Source organism: Streptomyces sp. VRA16 Mangrove soil, from assembly GCF_017377775.1.
Lineage (GTDB): Bacteria > Actinomycetota > Actinomycetes > Streptomycetales > Streptomycetaceae > Streptomyces.
Genome location: NZ_JAFVLN010000030.1, coordinates 49,678 through 65,976 on the forward strand (window position 1 = coordinate 49,678; position 16,299 = coordinate 65,976).

The 16,299-nt window shown below is 72.2% G+C and carries 16 protein-coding genes; 10 read left to right on the forward strand and 6 right to left on the reverse strand.

From position 1 onward, the window contains the following. The first annotated feature begins 14 nt into the window (after positions 1–14). From J3486_RS42605 to J3486_RS42620, 4 genes are all read left to right on the forward strand, one after another. Complete coding sequence (locus J3486_RS42605) at positions 15–980, forward strand: ROK family protein (protein WP_207829849.1); 966 nt, start codon at positions 15–17, stop codon at positions 978–980. Continuing rightward, complete coding sequence (nagA, locus tag J3486_RS42610) at positions 980–2,116, forward strand: N-acetylglucosamine-6-phosphate deacetylase (RefSeq protein ID WP_207829859.1); 1,137 nt, start codon at positions 980–982, stop codon at positions 2,114–2,116. Before J3486_RS42605 ends, nagA begins: the two co-directional genes overlap by 1 nt. 113 nt (positions 2,117–2,229) lie before the next feature. Further along, positions 2,230–3,159 (forward strand): 1-phosphofructokinase family hexose kinase, encoded by a 930-nt coding sequence (locus J3486_RS42615; RefSeq protein ID WP_207829861.1) that lies wholly within the window; start codon positions 2,230–2,232, stop codon positions 3,157–3,159. A 98-nt stretch (positions 3,160–3,257) separates the two neighbouring features. Further along, on the forward strand, positions 3,258–3,614 hold the full coding sequence (locus J3486_RS42620; protein WP_207829867.1) for a peptidase inhibitor family I36 protein: 357 nt from the start codon (positions 3,258–3,260) through the stop codon (positions 3,612–3,614). Positions 3,615–3,620: 6 nt separating this feature from the next. Here J3486_RS42620 and J3486_RS42625 read toward each other — a convergent pair whose 3' ends face one another. Beyond that, on the reverse strand, positions 3,621–4,562 hold the full coding sequence (locus J3486_RS42625) for a carbohydrate-binding protein (RefSeq protein WP_207829870.1): 942 nt from the start codon (positions 4,560–4,562) through the stop codon (positions 3,621–3,623). A gap of 110 nt (positions 4,563–4,672) precedes the next feature. After that, complete coding sequence (cdgB, locus tag J3486_RS42630) at positions 4,673–6,370, reverse strand: diguanylate cyclase CdgB (RefSeq protein WP_207829880.1); 1,698 nt, start codon at positions 6,368–6,370, stop codon at positions 4,673–4,675. A gap of 371 nt (positions 6,371–6,741) precedes the next feature. Here cdgB and J3486_RS42635 point away from each other — a divergent pair, with 371 nt between their 5' ends. Continuing rightward, on the forward strand, positions 6,742–7,335 hold the full coding sequence (locus tag J3486_RS42635) for a flavin reductase family protein (RefSeq protein ID WP_374194838.1): 594 nt from the start codon (positions 6,742–6,744) through the stop codon (positions 7,333–7,335). Positions 7,336–7,350: 15 nt separating this feature from the next. On the opposite strand, the gene J3486_RS42640 is transcribed toward J3486_RS42635, so the two are convergent. Next, positions 7,351–8,196 (reverse strand): SDR family oxidoreductase, encoded by an 846-nt coding sequence (locus J3486_RS42640; RefSeq protein ID WP_207829882.1) that lies wholly within the window; start codon positions 8,194–8,196, stop codon positions 7,351–7,353. 91 nt (positions 8,197–8,287) lie between these two features. On the opposite strand from J3486_RS42640, the gene J3486_RS42645 reads away from it, so the two are divergent. Beyond that, complete coding sequence (locus J3486_RS42645; RefSeq protein WP_374194839.1) at positions 8,288–8,872, forward strand: TetR/AcrR family transcriptional regulator; 585 nt, start codon at positions 8,288–8,290, stop codon at positions 8,870–8,872. 21 nt (positions 8,873–8,893) lie between these two features. Here J3486_RS42645 and arfB read toward each other — a convergent pair whose 3' ends face one another. Further along, positions 8,894–9,319 (reverse strand): alternative ribosome rescue aminoacyl-tRNA hydrolase ArfB, encoded by a 426-nt coding sequence (arfB, locus tag J3486_RS42650; RefSeq protein ID WP_207829891.1) that lies wholly within the window; start codon positions 9,317–9,319, stop codon positions 8,894–8,896. A 193-nt stretch (positions 9,320–9,512) separates the two neighbouring features. Here arfB and J3486_RS42655 point away from each other — a divergent pair, with 193 nt between their 5' ends. Then, positions 9,513–10,088: a TerD family protein gene (locus J3486_RS42655; RefSeq protein WP_093721561.1), complete on the forward strand. Its 576-nt coding sequence runs from the start codon at positions 9,513–9,515 to the stop codon at positions 10,086–10,088. A 239-nt stretch (positions 10,089–10,327) separates the two neighbouring features. Next, on the forward strand, positions 10,328–11,626 hold the full coding sequence (locus J3486_RS42660) for an LPXTG cell wall anchor domain-containing protein (protein ID WP_207829903.1): 1,299 nt from the start codon (positions 10,328–10,330) through the stop codon (positions 11,624–11,626). 41 nt (positions 11,627–11,667) lie between these two features. Here the strand turns inward: J3486_RS42660 and J3486_RS42665 are convergent, their stop codons facing one another. Continuing rightward, complete coding sequence (locus J3486_RS42665; protein ID WP_207829913.1) at positions 11,668–12,282, reverse strand: LysE family transporter; 615 nt, start codon at positions 12,280–12,282, stop codon at positions 11,668–11,670. Positions 12,283–12,481: 199 nt separating this feature from the next. Between J3486_RS42665 and J3486_RS42670 the strand changes: the two genes are divergently transcribed. Continuing rightward, entirely contained in the window at positions 12,482–13,060 is a 579-nt protein-coding gene (locus tag J3486_RS42670; protein ID WP_207829916.1) for an N-acetyltransferase, read from the forward strand. Positions 13,061–13,244: 184 nt separating this feature from the next. Then, on the forward strand, positions 13,245–14,825 hold the full coding sequence (locus J3486_RS42675) for a M4 family metallopeptidase (protein WP_207829991.1): 1,581 nt from the start codon (positions 13,245–13,247) through the stop codon (positions 14,823–14,825). Positions 14,826–14,829: 4 nt separating this feature from the next. Here the strand turns inward: J3486_RS42675 and J3486_RS42680 are convergent, their stop codons facing one another. Then, positions 14,830–16,254 (reverse strand): M1 family metallopeptidase, encoded by a 1,425-nt coding sequence (locus J3486_RS42680; protein WP_307805185.1) that lies wholly within the window; start codon positions 16,252–16,254, stop codon positions 14,830–14,832. Between the last annotated feature and the right edge of the window lie 45 nt (positions 16,255–16,299).

The window sequence follows — 16,299 nt, forward strand, 5'->3', positions numbered from 1 at the left end:
CGAGACTGTCCCCCGTGAGACATGTCATCGCCCTGGACGTGGGCGGCACCGGTATGAAGGCCGCCCTGGTCGGGGCGGACGGCACGCTGCTGCATCAGGCGCGCCGGGCGACCCGGCGCGAGCGCGGCCCCGACGCCGTCGTGGAGACCATCCTCGGCTTCGCCGCCGAGCTGCGCGCCCACGGGGAGAAGCACTTCGGCGAGCCCGCCGTGGCCGCCGGCGTCGCCGTCCCCGGCGTCGTCGACGAGCAGGCCGGCATCGCCCTGTTCGCCGCCAACCTCGGCTGGCGCGACGTGCCCATGCGGGCGCTGCTCAGCGAGCGGCTCGGCGGCATCCCCGTCGCCCTCGGGCACGACGTGCGCACCGGCGGGCTCGGCGAGGGCCGGCTCGGCGCGGGCAAGGACGCCGACCGCTTCCTGTTCATGCCGCTGGGCACCGGGATCGCGGGCGCCATCGGCATCGAGGGCCGGATCGAGCCCGGGGCGCACGGCTCGGCGGGCGAGATCGGCCATGTGGTGGTGCGGCCCGGCGGGACCCCGTGCGGCTGCGGGCAGCGCGGCTGCCTGGAGCGGTACGCGTCCGCGAGCGCCGTCACCCTGGCCTGGCAGGAGGCGAGCAAAGACCCCTCGGCCACCGCCGCGGACTGCGCGAAGGCCGTCGACGCGGGCGACAAGAAGGCCGCCAAGGTCTGGCAGGACGCCGTGGACGCGCTCGCCGACGGCCTCGTCCTCGCGCTCACTCTGCTGGACCCGCGCACCCTGATCATCGGTGGCGGACTGGCCGAGGCCGGGGAAACCTTGTTCACACCGCTGCGTGCGGCCGTCGCCGACCGCGTGACCTTCCAGTCGCAGCCCACGATCGTCCCGGCCGTCCTCGGGGACACCGCCGGGTGCCTGGGCGCGGGACTGCTCGCCTGGGACCTGCTCGACCGTCCGGAAAACGACCACACATCCACTGTCAGCTCGGAGGAAACCGCCTGATGGCCACAGCAAAGGTGCTCGCCGGTGCCCGGGTGGTACTGCCCACCGGGACCGTCACCGACGGCCGCGTCATCGTCGACGGCACGCGCATCGCGGGCGCCGCCCCCGACAGCGCCGAGACCGTCGACCTGACCGGCCACTGGGTGGTGCCCGGCTTCGTCGACATGCACAACCACGGCGGCGGCGGCGCGTCCTTCACCTCCGGCACCGTCGACGACATCCTCAAGGGCATCCACACCCACCGGCTGCACGGCACGACGACGATCGTCCCCTCCTTCGTCACCGGCGAGATGGACTTCCTCACCCAGCGCGCGGGCCTGCTCTCCGAGCTGGCCGAGCAGGGCGAGATCGCGGGCATCCACTTCGAGGGCCCGTTCATCTCCCCGTGCCGCAAGGGCGCCCACGACGAGACGCTGCTGCGCGACCCCGACCCGGCCGACGTGCGCAAGCTGATCGACGCGGCCCGCGGCCGCGCCAAGATGGTCACGCTCGCCACCGAGCTGCCCGGCGGCATCGACTCGGTGCGGCTGCTCGCCGAGCACGGCGTGATCGCCGCGATCGGCCACACCGACGCCACGTACGAGCAGACGGTCGAGGCGATCGACGCGGGCGCCACCGTGGCCACCCACCTCTTCAACGCGATGCCGGGCCTCGGCCACCGCGCCCCCGGCCCGATCGCCGCGCTCCTGGAGGACGAGCGGATCACGGTCGAGCTGATCAACGACGGCACGCACCTGCACCCGGCCGCCCTCGAACTCGCCTTCCACCACAAGGGCGCCGGGTTGGTCGCGTTCATCACGGACGCGATGGACGCCGCCGGGTTCGGCGACGGCCGCTACATGCTCGGCCCCATGGAGGTCGAGGTGAAGGACTCCGTGGCGCGCCTCGTGGAGGGCGGCTCCATCGCGGGCTCGACGCTCACCCTGGACCGCGCGTTCAAGCGGGCCGTCACCGTCGACCAACTGCCGGTGGAGGACGTCGTACGGGCCATCTCCGCCAACCCGGCGCGGCTTCTCGGCGTCTACGACACGGTCGGCTCCCTGGAGCCCGGCAAGGACGCCGACCTCGTGGTCCTGGACGAGGAGTTCGAGCTCAAGGGTGTGATGCGCAAGGGCGAGTGGCTGATCCGGCCGTAACCCCGCACAACTCACCCCTGCGACAAGGCGGTTGACCCGAGGTCTGGGCCAACCGCCTTGACTTTGGCATGATCGACCCCCGTAGGTGAACGTACGCAAGGGGGGCGAGGTCAGTGATCCTCACGGTCACGCTGAACACCGCACTCGACATCACGTACCGGGTGCGAGCGCTGCGCCCGCACTCCTCGCACCGGGTCAGCGAGGTCACCGAGCGCCCCGGCGGCAAGGGGCTCAACGTGGCCCGGGTGCTCGCCGCGCTCGGCCACGAGGTGACCGTGACGGGCTTCGCGGGCGGCGCGACCGGCCGCACCCTCCAGGACCAACTCCTGGGCTCCGAGCGGATTTCCGATGCCCTGGTCCCCGTCAGCGGTTCGACCCGCCGCACAGTCGCCGTCGTGGACGCCACGACGGGCGACACGACGCAGCTGAACGAGCCGGGCCCGGAGATCTCCGCCACCGAGTGGTCGGCGTTCCAGGAGGCGTACGAGCATCTGCTCGGCTCCGCCTCCGCGGTGGCCCTGTGCGGCAGCCTGCCGCCGGGCGTCCCGGTCGGCGCCTACGCCACGCTGGTCCGCACGGCCCGCGCGGCCCGGGTCCCGGTCCTCCTGGACACCAGCGGCGAGCCGCTGCGCCGCGGTATCGCCGCCCGCCCCGACATGGTCAAGCCGAACGCGGACGAGCTGGCCGAACTCACCGGCTCCCACGAGCCGTTGCAGGCCATGAAGGACACCCGCAGACGCGGCGCGCACGCCGTCGTCGCCTCCCTCGGCGCCGAGGGCCTGTGCGCCCTCACCCCCGACGGCGCCTGGCGCGCCCCGGCCCCCGACCGCCTCACCGGCAACCCCACGGGCGCCGGCGACTCGGCGGTGGCGGGCCTGCTCTCCGGCCACGTCGAACACCTGCCGTGGCCCCAGCGCCTCGCCCGCGCGGTGGCCCTGTCCGCGGCGACGGTGGTGGCACCGGTGGCCGGGGAGTTCGACCGGAAGACGTACGAGGAGATGGTGGCGAGGGTGGCGGTGGCGCCGCAGGGTGCGGCCGCCTGAGGACTCGTACGGGCAGTTTCGGGACCTGGGCGGATTAGCCGGACGACGGCCGCGGAATGAGCAGTTCCATCGTCCTTGTCCCCCTCACGGGAGCAACTGTGCACATCCACCGTCTCGCACTGGCCGGCGCCACCCTGATCGCCGCCCTGCCGCTCGTCCTGCCGTCCCCGCCCGCCACGGCGTCCGCACCCCCGGCCGCTGCCGCGGGCAGATGTTCGCCCGGATTCATCTGCACCTGGGAGAAGCCGCACTTCCGCGGCCTGGCGAACTCGGTGCCCTCCAGGCCCGGCTGCTACGAGGGGCACGCGGCCCGCTCGGTGTCGAACCAGAGCGGCCACCGCATCACGCTCTACAGCGACACCGGCTGCTACGGCAGCAAGACCGACCTCAAGACCGGCCACTACTCCGACAACACACCCTGGAAGGTGTGGAGCGTGGCCGTCTGGGGTCCGTGACCGCGGCTACTGAAGCCAGAGCTGGTCGATGTTGGCGTTGCACTGGTTGCCGTCGGCACACTCCAGCTCGATGACGTTGGTGCCCTTGGTCAGGGTGACCGGGGCCCACGTCGACTGCCAGCCCTTCTCCCAGTCGCCCTTGGGGGACGAGGTGAAGTTCTTCATGCCCAAAGGCTGAGCGTTGGCCTTGGAGTTGACGTTGAGCGTGGCGTTGGCCTCTACACCCGGGATGCCGTAGCGCACGTACAGGCGGTAGGCGCCGCCCTTCGGCATGCTCACGTTCCACGTGACCTTCGCGCCGACCTTGTTGAACCCGGCGACGTACTCCCCGCCGGCCGCCTTGGCGCCCTTGATGTCGGCAGCGGTGACCGGACCGCCGGACAGCGTCAGCCCCTTCGCGTCCGTCTTCGGCAGCTCCCCCACGTCGGCGGAGGACGACGTGGACGGGGACGTGCTCTCACTGGGCCGAGCGGACTGGGACGACGGCTGACCGCCCGCCGTGTCGCCCTTGGCGTCGTCGTCCGAGCCGTTGCTGAGCATGGCGACACTGATGCCGATCACCACGGCCGCGACGACGGCGACCGCGCCGATCAGGAGGGCCTTGGTGTTGGGGCCGCCGGAGCCGCGGCCACCGCTGCCGCGGGCCGCGGCGCGGCCGGTCGGCTGGGTGGGGGCGCCGCCGGGCATCGTCTCGGGAGCCTGGTAGTGCGCGTTCGGCTGGTGGTACGCCTGCGTGGGCTGGGTCTGCTGCGGCGGCACCTGCTGCTGACCGTACTGGCGCTCGCCCACGGCGCGGACCTGGTTGTACGACCGGGGATTCGGGTAGCCGTAGCCGCCGCCCCCGCCGCTCGGCGGGGTCGCCCCGGCCGCCTGCCCGTCGGCGTACAGATAACCGAACGGATCGTCGTCCTCGGGCGTGGTGCTCGCGCCGTTGTTGCCGGGCGCCATCCCTGATCACTCCCTACGCGTTGCTTACCTGGGCGAGCGTACCCGCTGCGAGTGACCCCAAGGAGTGGCCTTGACCTCACAAGGGGATGAGAATTCCCGGAGCCCTGGGCTCAGCCGGCTCGCCTGTGCTGCTTGGCACGTGATCTTTTCTCCACGTACATCCGCTGGTCGGCGGATTGCAGCACTTCCTCGGCCGTCATCCCGCAGTGCGCCCAGCCGATGCCGAAGCTGGCGCCCACCCGGACCGCGCGCCCGTCCACCCGGATCGGGGGAATGATCGCGTTCCGCAGGCGGACCGCGAGGTCCTGTGCGTCGGCCCGGCCGAGGCCGTCGGCGAGCACCACGAACTCGTCGCCGCCGAGCCGCGCGACCGTGTCCCCGTCGCGGACCCCGCTGGTCAGACGGCGGGCCACCTCGATGAGGACGGCGTCGCCCGCGTTGTGCCCGAACCGGTCGTTGATCGACTTGAAGCCGTCGAGGTCGCAGAAGAGGACGGCGAGGCCCTTGGTGCCGTCGTCGGTCGTCTCGTCGCCGCCCGGCGCGACCACGTGGACGTGGTGGTCGAAGCCGTCGTAGAGGCCCGAGGGGTGTCCGCTCTGGTGCAGGGCGGCCGCGCCGTAGTCGAACCCGTGCCCGTTCGTGTCCAGGCCCGTGCCGAGGCCGCCGACGTGGTCGCCGTAGGCCGCGTCGAGGGTGTCGACGGCGCTGGGCAGCTGCTCCTGCGGGCGGCGACAGAGCCGGGCGGACAGGCGCGAGCGCAGCTCCGCCGAGTTCGGCAGGCCGGTCAGGGAGTCGTGCGAGGCGCGGTGCGCGAGATGCAGCTCACGGCGCTTGCGCTCCTCGATGTCCTCGACGTGGGTGAGCAGGAAGCGCGGCCCGTCGGCGGCGTCGGCCACCACGGAGTTGCGCAGCGAGACCCATACGTACGTGCCGTCGCGCCGCCCGAGCCGCAGCTCGGCCCGGCCGCCCTCCGCGGAGGTGCGCAGCAGCGTGCCGATGTCCTCGGGGTGGACCAGGTCGGAGAAGGAGTAGCGGCGCATCGCGGACGCGGGCCGGCCCAGCAGGCGGCACAGCGCGTCGTTGGTGCGCAGGATCCGGCCGTGCTGGTCGCCGCCGAGCTCGGCGATGGCCATGCCGGAGGGCGCGTACTCGAAGGCCTGCCGGAAGCTCTCCTCGCTCGCGCGCAGCGCCTGCTGCTCGCGCTCCAGGCGGACGAGGGCGCGCTGCATGTTGGCCCGCAGGCGGGCGTTGGAGATGGCGATGGCGGCCTGGAAGGCGTACATCTGCAGGGCCTCGCGGCCCCAGGCGCCGGGTATCCGGCCGTTGCGCGGGCGGTCGACGGACAGCACGCCGATCAGCTCGCCGCCGGCCGCTCCGGTCGCGTACATCGGGGCGAAGAGACGGTCCGAGGGGTGCCATTCGTCCTCGAAGCGGGGCGGCGGTCCGTCGGTGAACCACTGCGGCACGTCGTCCTCGTCGAGGATCCAGCCCTCGGTGTGGGGTATGAAGCGCAGCTCGCCCCAGTGCTCCCCCATGGAGAGCCGGCGCTCCCAGGCGGCGCGGGAGCCGACCCGGCCGGTGATGAGGGCCTCGGCGGCGGAGTTTCCGGAGAAGGCGGCGACGACGAGGTCTCCGTCGGGGCGTACGAGGTTGACGCACGCCAGCTCGTAACCGAGCCCGGTGACGACCCCGTCGGCGACGGTCTGCAAGGTGTCGGCCAGGCTGCGAGCCGCGTTCATGTCCGCCATCACGTGGTGCAGCTGACGCAGGGTCGCAAGACGGACGTAGGGCTCCGACTCGGTCTCCATGCTCAGTTCTCCCCGAGACCTCGACAGCACTCCAGAATTCTGATCGGCTCTTTCTCCGCGCACGTGCAGCAGCACGTTCATTTCGCAGTGTCGACCGCCACTGAATCACAGCGCGCTGCCCACTCGGTACACAGGGTCAACAAAAAAGGGCTCCTGTGACTCAAGTCACAGCAGAAGATGAAGAGTTGGCAGGCATCCCTGGGGGCATCCTGTGTGATTGCTGAACGCGGTAACCGGGTCGGGGCGGGTCGAAACCCGCCAGATGCGGTCATTTTCTCCTGAAGGCACCGGGGGTACGCCGGGGGTCCTAGGACCCGTCTCGGCCGTCGGCCCGATGTGGCGCCCCGGGCGACGGGATTAGCGTCGTGGACGTGTTGAAGACTCCCCCTGCCGCTCCCACCCCTCCCCTCACCCCCGCACCGCGCTCCCCCGGGCATGCTGAGGGGGTGAGCAACGACGAGTTCCGCGCCGCCCTGTCCCGCCTCGCCGCCGGCGTCGTCCTGCTGACCGCCCGCGAGCCCTCGCTCGACCCCGACGACCCCGCGGCACCGCCCGGCGAGGACGCCGGCATGACGGCGACGGCCTTCATGTCGGTCTCCCTGGACCCGCCGCTGATCCTGGTCTCCCTGCGCAACAACTCCCGGATGGACGACCTCCTCGACGAGCAGCCCCTGTGGGCCGTGTCGATCCTGTCCGAGTCGCAGAGCCACATCGCGGGCCGCTTCGCCATGAAGGGCCGCATCAGCGACCGGCTCCTGTTCGAGGACATCCCGTACGTCCGCGGGACGCACACGGACGCTCCCCTGGTGGGCGGCGCGCTCGCCACCCTGGAGTGCCGCACCGAGCAGCGCGTCACGGCCGGGGACCACACCCTGGTGATCGGGCGGGTGCTCGGCGCCACGCTGCCCAGTGCGGACGGGGGCCCGCTGATGTACTTCCGGGGCCGGTACCGGAATCTCGGCTGAGGCCCGCCGCACGCCTCAGCGGAAGGCGGCCGCGTTGCGCCGGGCCCAGGTGCCGTACGGGTGCGGCGCGCGGCCCAGGACGCGCTCGACGTCGGGGCTGACGCGCTGCTCGGCGGGGGTGGGCGTGCCGAGGATCGCGAGCGTCGTGTCGGCGACCGGCTCGGGCAGGAACGCGAGGAGCCCCGCCCGCGCCTCCTCGCGGCCCAGCTCGACGAAGCGGACGGACTCGCCGAGGGCGGCGGCGAGCTCCGCAGCCTGTTCCCTGGGAGTGACGAGGGCGGGACCGGTGAGCTCGTAGACCTGCCCGGCATGGCCGTCCCCGGTCAGCGCCGCCGCGGCGACCTCGGCGATGTCGTCCGGGTCGACCACCGGAAGTCCCACGTCACCGAAGGGTGCGGCGACGGTCCGTGCGGTGCGCACGGGCTCGACCCAGGCGTAGGTGTTGGAGGCGAACCCGCCGGGCCGCAGCACCGTCCACTCCAGGCCCGACGCGAGCACCGCGTCCTCGACGGCCCGCATCAGGGCGCCGTGCGACGCCGAACCGGGCCGGGTCACGACGCCCTGCGACGACAGCAGCACCACGTGCCGTACGCCGCCGGCCCTGGCCGCGTCCAGCAGGGCCGGCACGTCGAGCGACGCGGCGGAGGGCCCGCCGCTCTGCAGGAACAGCGCGTCGGCGCCGTCGAACACGGGCCGCAGGCTCCCGGCGTCCGCGAGGTCGGCCCGTACCGCCTCGACGCCCTCGGGCACGTCCGTCGCCGCGATCTTCCGCGAGGTGGCCCGCACCCGCTCGCCGCGCTGCGCGAGCGCCGCGACGAGGGCCCGTCCGACGTTTCCGGTCGCTCCGGTGACCACGATCATGTCCGCCTCCATTGACTTAGTTAGTCAGCTGACTCACTTGCCGACGCCGAAGCTAGCACGGCCCACCGGGGCGGTGTCTATAGTTAGTCAGGTGACTGACTCAAAGGGCGGCACCCGCGGTGCCGGGAAGCGGCAGCGGCTGATGGCGGCCGCGGCGCGGGTCCTGCACGAGCAGGGCGTGGAGCGCACGACCATCGCGGACATCGCCGCGGCGGCCGAGGTGCCGACCGGGAACGTCTACTACTACTTCAAGACCAAGGACGAGCTGGTCCGGGCGGCGCTCGCCGAGCACACCGGGTACCTGACGCGCCTCACCGCCGAACTCGACGAGCTGCCCGACCCGCTCCAGCGGCTGAAGAAGCTGGTCGCCCTCTGGGTGGAGCAGCGCGAGGTCGCGGCCCGCTACGGCTGCCCGACCGGCACGCTCGCCGCCGAACTGGGCAAGCGCGCCGAGGACGGGCTCGACGCGGAGGCGGGCCGGGTCGTGCGGCAGCTCGTCGACTGGGCCGAGCGGCAGTTCCGCGCGATGGGGCTGCCGGACCCGGAGGGGCTCGCGCTCGGCTTCGTGGGCGCGTACCAGGGCATGTCGCTGCTGGCGACGGCGCTGCGCGACCCGGAGGTCATGACCGGCCAGGGCGCCCGCCTCACGCAGTGGCTGGACTCGCTGGCGGCCTGAGGCACCCGCGTCCGGGCGCGGCTACCAGTCGCGGCCCGAGCGCCCGCGCTTGGTGTCGGAGCGGGCCTTCTTCTCGCGCAGCCTGCGCTCGTTGATCCCGCGCGGGATGCGGGTCGGCCTGCGCTGCTTGGGCGGCGGGGCGGTGGCCTGCGCCAGCAGGGCGGCGAGCCGGGTCGCCGCGGTCTCGCGGTTGCGCCACTGGGAGCGGTGCTCCGAGGCCCGTACGGAGATCACGCCGTCGACGAGCCGGGAGGCGAGCCGCTCCAGGGCGCGCTCCTTCCACACCTCGGGCAGCGCCTTGGTGTGCGCCAGGTCGAAGCGGAGCTCGACCTGGGAGTCGCTGGTGTTGACGTGCTGCCCGCCCGGCCCGGACGACCGCGAGAAGCGCCAGACGAGCTCGGCCTCCGGGAGGACGACCGCGCCGCGGATGGGATAGGGACCGGACATGTGTCCATGGTCGCGCGCCCGTACGCCCGCAGTCACCAGATTTTCGGGACCCGGGTAAAGAAAGTAAAGAGACCTGGAACCTTCCCCACCCCTCACGGCGTTCCTAGGGATACGAGTAGCTTCGGCTGCACACGTACACCGCGCGCGTACATCACGTACGTCCGTACTTAACGAGGGAAGGGACTCCCGAACCATGGCTGTAAGCCTGTCCAAGGGTGGCAACGTCTCGCTCACCAAGGAGGCTCCGGGCCTGACCGCCGTCACCGTGGGCCTCGGCTGGGACGTCCGCACCACCACCGGCACCGACTTCGACCTGGACGCCTCCGCGATCGCGGTGAACACGCAGGGCAAGGTCTACTCGGACGCCCACTTCGTCTTCTTCAACAACAAGCAGACGCCGGACCAGACGATCGTGCACACCGGCGACAACCGCACCGGCGAGGGCGCGGGCGACGACGAGGCGATCAACGTGAACCTGGCGGGCCTGCCCGCCGACGTCGACAAGATCGTCTTCCCGGTCTCGATCTACGACGCGGAGAACCGCTCGCAGAACTTCGGCCAGGTGCGCAACGCGTACATCCGCATCGTCAACCAGGCCGGCGGCGCCGAGATCGCCCGCTACGACCTCTCCGAGGACGCGGCGACGGAGACCGCGATGGTCTTCGGCGAGTTGTACCGCAACGGTGCGGAGTGGAAGTTCCGCGCGGTGGGCCAGGGCTACGCCTCGGGCCTGGTCGGCATCGCCCAGGACTTCGGCGTGAACGTCTGACGTTCCCGAGCAGCCTCCGACCGGCCCCCGGCGCCCCGCGCGCCGGGGGCCGGTCGCTTCGCGGCCGCGACCATGCCGATCCGGGCGGGCCGACGTGGACTAGATCACAGAGAAAACACAGTGACCGGGGGCAACTGCACACCTTGCCCCGATTCACCCGCGCCGTTCACCGCGGAGCGCGTTGGCGTACGCAAACAACCCTCTGCCGCAGGGTTGTTCAAGATCGTACGATCCGGTCCGTGAATCTTTCCCGTACCTTTGCCTTCGCCGCCGCCTCGGCCCTGACCCTGCCCGCCCTCGCGCTCACCACCGCGCCCGCCTTCGCCGACACGAACACGTCGTCGCAGGAGTCTCAGGAGTCGCAGGGGTCGCAGGAGCGACTGACCTACGCCGAGCTGAAGAAGGCGGCGGACGACGCGGACACCGCGTACGAGAAGGCGGCCGCGGCGAAGAAGGACGGCCTGGAGACGGTACGGGCCACGCTCGACGCTCTGGAGAACGACGACACCAACCCGCTGCGCGCCGCGTACCTGGCCGCCGACAAGGCCGCCACGAAGGCGACGGCGGACCGCGAGGCCGCCGACCGTGCCGTCACCGAGGCCGAGACGAAGCTGAAGGACGCGGCCGACGCCGACAAGCCCGCCGCCGAGCAGGAGTTGGCGACCGCGCGCACCACGGCCGAACAGGCCGCCGCCGCGGAGAAGGACGCGAAGGAGGCCCGGGACGAGGCCGACACCGCGGTGGACGACGCCCGCGTCGCGGCCACGCGCGCGTACGGCGTGCTGTCCCAGGCCGAGAAGGACGCGGCCGAGCGGAAGAAGAAGGCCCACGAGGCGCTCGACGCCGCCAAGGAGTGCGTGCGCACGGACAAACTGACCGTGCTCGCCGACGGCCTGCCGCAGAAGGTCGTCGCCGGTGCGGCCACCGACTTCACGGTCACCGTCGCCAACGGCACCGACCGGACGCTGACCGTGCAGCCGCTGGTCATGTTCCGCCTGGACGCCACGAACGACAAGCAGCACTACCTGAAGGCCGAGTGGTCGCGGGACGGGTCCGCGTGGAAGGACCTGGACGCCGCGCAGGACCACCACCCGACCACCATCGACGCGATGAAGCCCGGCACCTCCGCCGACCTCCACCTGCGTCTGACGTTCGCGAAGGACACTCCGGCGTCCAAGGCGTTCGGCCTGCTGGCGGGCGACGCCTCCGACGCGTACAACCCGTGCGTGCTCGGCCCGATGAAGCGCTACGACTTCTCGGTGCTCACCGCGGGCAGCGACGCCGGCGACCCGGCCGAGTCGAAGCCCGGCACGGTCCCCGACGACGACCGCACCGAGCCCGGCACCACCCCGCAGGGCGGCGCCTCGTCCTCCCCCGCCCCGGGCACCGCCACCGGCTCCGAGGACAAGGACGGCGACCTCGCCTCCACCGGCACCTCCGGCACCCCGACGACGCTCGCCGTGGCCGGCGGCGCCCTGGTGCTCGGCGCGGCCGCGGTGTTCGTGACGCGTCGCCGCCGGGGCGGCAGCGCGGGCTGAGGCCCGCACGGGTGGGGTGAGGCGGCCCGGGCCGCCTCACTTCACCCCGCCCACACCACCCGCACCGCGAGGCCCCCGATCAGCGCGCTCGACAGCAGCGCCGTCACCAGCCGGGCGCGCGGTCCCGCCAGGGCCCGGCCCAGCAGCGCCCCGCCGCCCGCGAGCAGCAGTTGCCAGCTCGCGGACGCGGTGAACGCGGCAACGGCGAACACCGTGCGCGGGACGAGCCCGGTGACCGTGTCGCCGCTGCCCAGGACGAGCGCCGCGAAGTAGATCACGGTCATGGGGTTGAGCAGGGTCAGGCCCAGGAGGCCCAAGTAGGCGCGGGACGAGGAGAGTTGCAGCGCGGGCGGATTCCGGTCGGCGCGCTGCCGCAGGGCCCGGACGGCTCCGTGCACCGCCAGCGCGAGCAGCACGGCGGCCGCGCCCCAGCGCAGCGGGGTCTGGACCGTACGGACGATCGGGGCGAGGGCGGCGCCCGACACCACGGCGACCAGGGCGTACACGCCGTCGGCCGTGGCCACGCCGAGCGCGGCGCAGACTCCCGTGCGCAGGTTCGTACGCGCTGTCAGGGAGACCAGATAGGCCCCGATCGCGCCGACCGGGACGGCGATCCCGTACCCGGCGAGCAGACCGGCGGCCAGGGCCCCGCTCATGCGGGAGGCGCGGTCGGCCTCCCGGGGCGGCGGCCCTGCTGCTGTCGGCGCGCGGAGGCGTCGCCGGACAGGTGCAGGACGGGGTGCGCGGTCATGGTCATGGGGCGATTCTGCGGGCCCCGCCCCGCGCGGGCAACGGAATTTCGGGGCCCGACGGCCCGGCCTCGGCACCCGCGGCACGGACCACTACTGTCGCCGCATGCTGCTCGAAACCGTCGCCCCGGGACGCCCCCTGCCCACGGACCTGATCACCGAGGTCACCGCGCTCTACTCCGCCAACCGGGAGTTCTTCGCCCTCAGCGGCGACTTCCCCGACCCGGACCGGATCACCGCCGAGCAGGTGTCCGCCGCGCTCACCGAGGACGTGGAGTCGCCGGGCGCCGAACTGCTCCTGGCCCGGGACGCCGACGGGCGCCTGCTCGGGCTCGCCCTCACGCTGGCCCACCACCCGGACCCGGCCGACCCGGATCCGTGGATCGGGCTGCTGATGGTCGACGCGCGGCGCCATCGGTCGGGCCACGGGCGGGAGTTCGCGCGGGCCGTCGAGGAGCGGCTGCGGCGCGGCGGGCGCACCGCCGTCCGGCTCGCCGTGCTGGAGAACAACCCCAAGGGCCTCGCCTTCTGGACCGCCCTCGGGTACGAGGAGATCGCCCGCCGCCGCGACCTCCAACTGGACCGTCCGTGCCGGGTGTTGCGCAAACCTTTGGCCAACACCGCCGTCGATGCCGACGCTCCGTCCCCGGTCAAGAGCCCGAACCGGCCGACCGCCGTCGATTAACGGACACACCCCCACCCCATCCGGACACGATCCGGCAAAACCTTGACCGTCCCCTGTCAAAACCTTGGCTCTCGGTGTCACCCTCTCTCCGCGCCCCCCACGCTCCCCCTCGGGTATTCAAGGAGTCAGAGTGAGACACCGCTCCACCACTCCCCGCGTCGCCGCCCTCGTCGCCTCCGCCGCCATGGTCGTCCTCGGCGTCCAGGCGGGGACCTCCGCCTCCGCCGCCACGGACGCCGCGACGAACCGCACGGCGGGAGCCACCGCGCTCCCGCTGTCCGCGTCCGCACGGGCCACCGCCCTCAAGGACGCACAGGCAGACGCGGCCGCCACCGCAGGCCGGCTGAACCTCTCGGACGGCGAGAAACTCGTCGCCCGTGACGTCATCAAGGACGCGGACGGCACCACCCATACCCGCTACGAGCGCACCTACGACGGGCTGCCCGTCCTCGGCGGCGACCTCGTCGTGCACACGGCCAAGGACGGCTCCCTGAAGGGCTCGACCAAGGCCCGCAAGGGATCCGTGGGCGTCGGCTCGACCGACGCCGGAATCACCGTCTCCGCCGCGAAGAAGTCCGCCGTCGCGAGCGACAAGACCATCAAGGGCGCCGCCGCCGACTCGACCCGCAAGGTCGTCTGGGCCGCCGACCCGAGCAAGGCCCCCGCCCTCGCGTACGAGAGTGTCGTGACCGGCACCCAGAAGGACGGCACGCCCAGCGAGCTGCACGTCGTCACCGACGCGGCGACCGGCAAGCAGCTGTACTCCTACCAGGCCATCGAGACCGGTACGGGCGTCAGCGAGTACAGCGGCACCGTGACCCTGGGCACCACCGCCTCCGCCTCGGGCGGCTACGACCTGACCGACGGCGGGCGCGGCGGCCACAAGACGTACGACCTCAACGGCGGCACGTCCGGCACCGGCACCCTCTTCCACGACGCCGACGACACCTGGGGTGACGGCACGGTCGCCAACCGGCAGACCGCCGGCGTCGACGCCGCCTACGGGGCCGCCCAGACCTGGGACTTCTACAAGGACGCCTTCAACCGCAACGGCATCGCCGGTGACGGCAAGGCCGCCTACAGCCGCGTCCACTACGGCACCGCCTACGTCAACGCGTTCTGGTCCGACAGCTGCTTCTGCATGACCTACGGCGACGGCATCGGCAACGTGCACCCGCTGACCGCCCTCGACGTCGCCGGGCACGAGATGAGCCACGGCCTGACCGCGTCCACGGCCGGGCTGAAGTACAGCCGCGAGTCGGGCGGCCTGAACGAGGCGACCTCCGACATCTTCGGCACGGCCGTCGAGTTCCACGCGAACAACTCCTCCGACGTCGGTGACTACCTCATCGGCGAGAAGATAGACATCAACGGCGACGGCACCCCGCTGCGCTACATGGACAAGCCCAGCAAGGACGGCTCCTCGGCCGACTACTGGTCGCGCACGACGGCCCGGCTCGACGTGCACTACTCGTCGGGTGTCGCCAACCACTTCTTCTACCTGCTCAGCGAGGGCAGCGGCGCGAAGACCATCAACGGCGTCAGCTACAACTCGCCCACGTACAACGGCTCTTCGGTCGCCGGGATCGGCCGGGACAAGGCCGAGCAGATCTGGTACAAGGCGCTGACGACGTACATGACGTCGTCGACGGACTACGCGGGCGCCCGCACCGCCACGCTCAGCGCGGCGAAGGACCTGTACGGCGCCAGCAGCGCGGAGTCCGCGGCGGTGGCGGCGGCCTGGACGGCCGTGAACGTCAACTAGCGCACTAGGACCGGGGCTTGTCGGGCTTCCCGTCCCCGTACAGCCAGTCCTTCCAGACCCCGGCAAGAGCCTCCTTCTTGCCGGGGTTGCGCCGTTCCACGTAGGCCGTGAAGTCGGCCGTGTCGGCGTTGCCGTACTTGTGGTCGGCGGGCCAGCTCCTCAGCAGCTCGAAGAACTTCGTGTCGCCGATCGTCTGCCGGATCCGGTGCAGGACCATCGCGCCGCGCCCGTAGACCGGCGAGTCCGAGATGTGCGCGTTGCTCGGCGGATCGGCGGGCGGGAAGGCCCAGACGGCGGCGTCCGCCGGATGGTCGTACTCCTTCTCGAAGCTCTCCTGGGCCGTGTCGCCGTCGTGGTCCTCCTCCCACAGCCACTCGGCGTACGTCGCGAAGCCCTCGTTGAGCCACATGTCGCGCCAGGACTTCGGGGTGACCGAGTCGCCGTACCACTGGTGCGCCAACTCGTGGACGAGCGTGGCGAGATCGGGGGCGCCGGGGAACACGGGCCGGTTCTGCGTCTCCAGCGCGTATCCGGCGTCGCCCTCGCGGTCGACGATCGCGCCGGTGGAGGAGAAGGGGTACGCGCCGAAGGTCTTCGTCTCCCAGTCGACGACCTCGGGCAGCCGGGCCAGCACCTTCCCGCTCGCCTCGGCCTCGTACGGGTCGACGGCGGTGAGGTACGGCAGGCCGGAGCCGGTGGTGCCCCGGTCGATGTCGAACGTCCCGATGGCGACGGTCGCCAGATAGCTCGCCATGGGCTCGCCGACGTGCCAGGTGAAGGTGGTGCTCCGGCCGTGCGCGTCGGTCCGCTCGCTCGTCAACTCCCCGTTGGACACGGCCTTCAGGCCCTTGGGGACGGTGACCTTGATGTCGTACGTCGCCTTGTCGGAGGGGTGGTGGTTGCCGGGGAACCAGGCCATCGAGCCGGTCGGTTCGCCGAGGCCGAGCGCGCCGTCGGCGGTGCGCAGCCAACCCTCCTCGGAGCCGTCGGGATCGGTGATGGTGACGGGCTCCCCAAAGTAGCGCACCCTCGTACGGAAGGTGGCGCCCTCGGACAGTTCGTCGTGCGGGCGGATCGTCAGCTCGTGGGCGGCGCGGTTGACCACGGCCCGCTTCCCGTCGACGGTGACGCTCTTGACGGTGAGCCCGTCCAGATCGAGGTTGAAGGCGCTGAGGTCCTGGCCGGCCTTCGCCGTGATGTCGGCGACGCCGGTGAGGCGGTGCGTGTCCGGGTCGTAGCCGAGGTCGAGGGCGTAGTGCGTGACGTCGTAACCGCCGTTGCCCAGGCGGGGGAAGTACGGGTCGCGCAGGCCCGCGGCGCCCGGGGTGCCGTGCACCCCGCCGCCGCAGCCGGTGACGGCGGCGACGGCGGCGAGGGCCAGCAGGGACACGGGCAGGACAGGGCGGACGGGCAGGCGGAGGGTACGCACCCCGCGATCCTATGGCCGACTATGTCCGGTTCGGCGGTGCAGGGA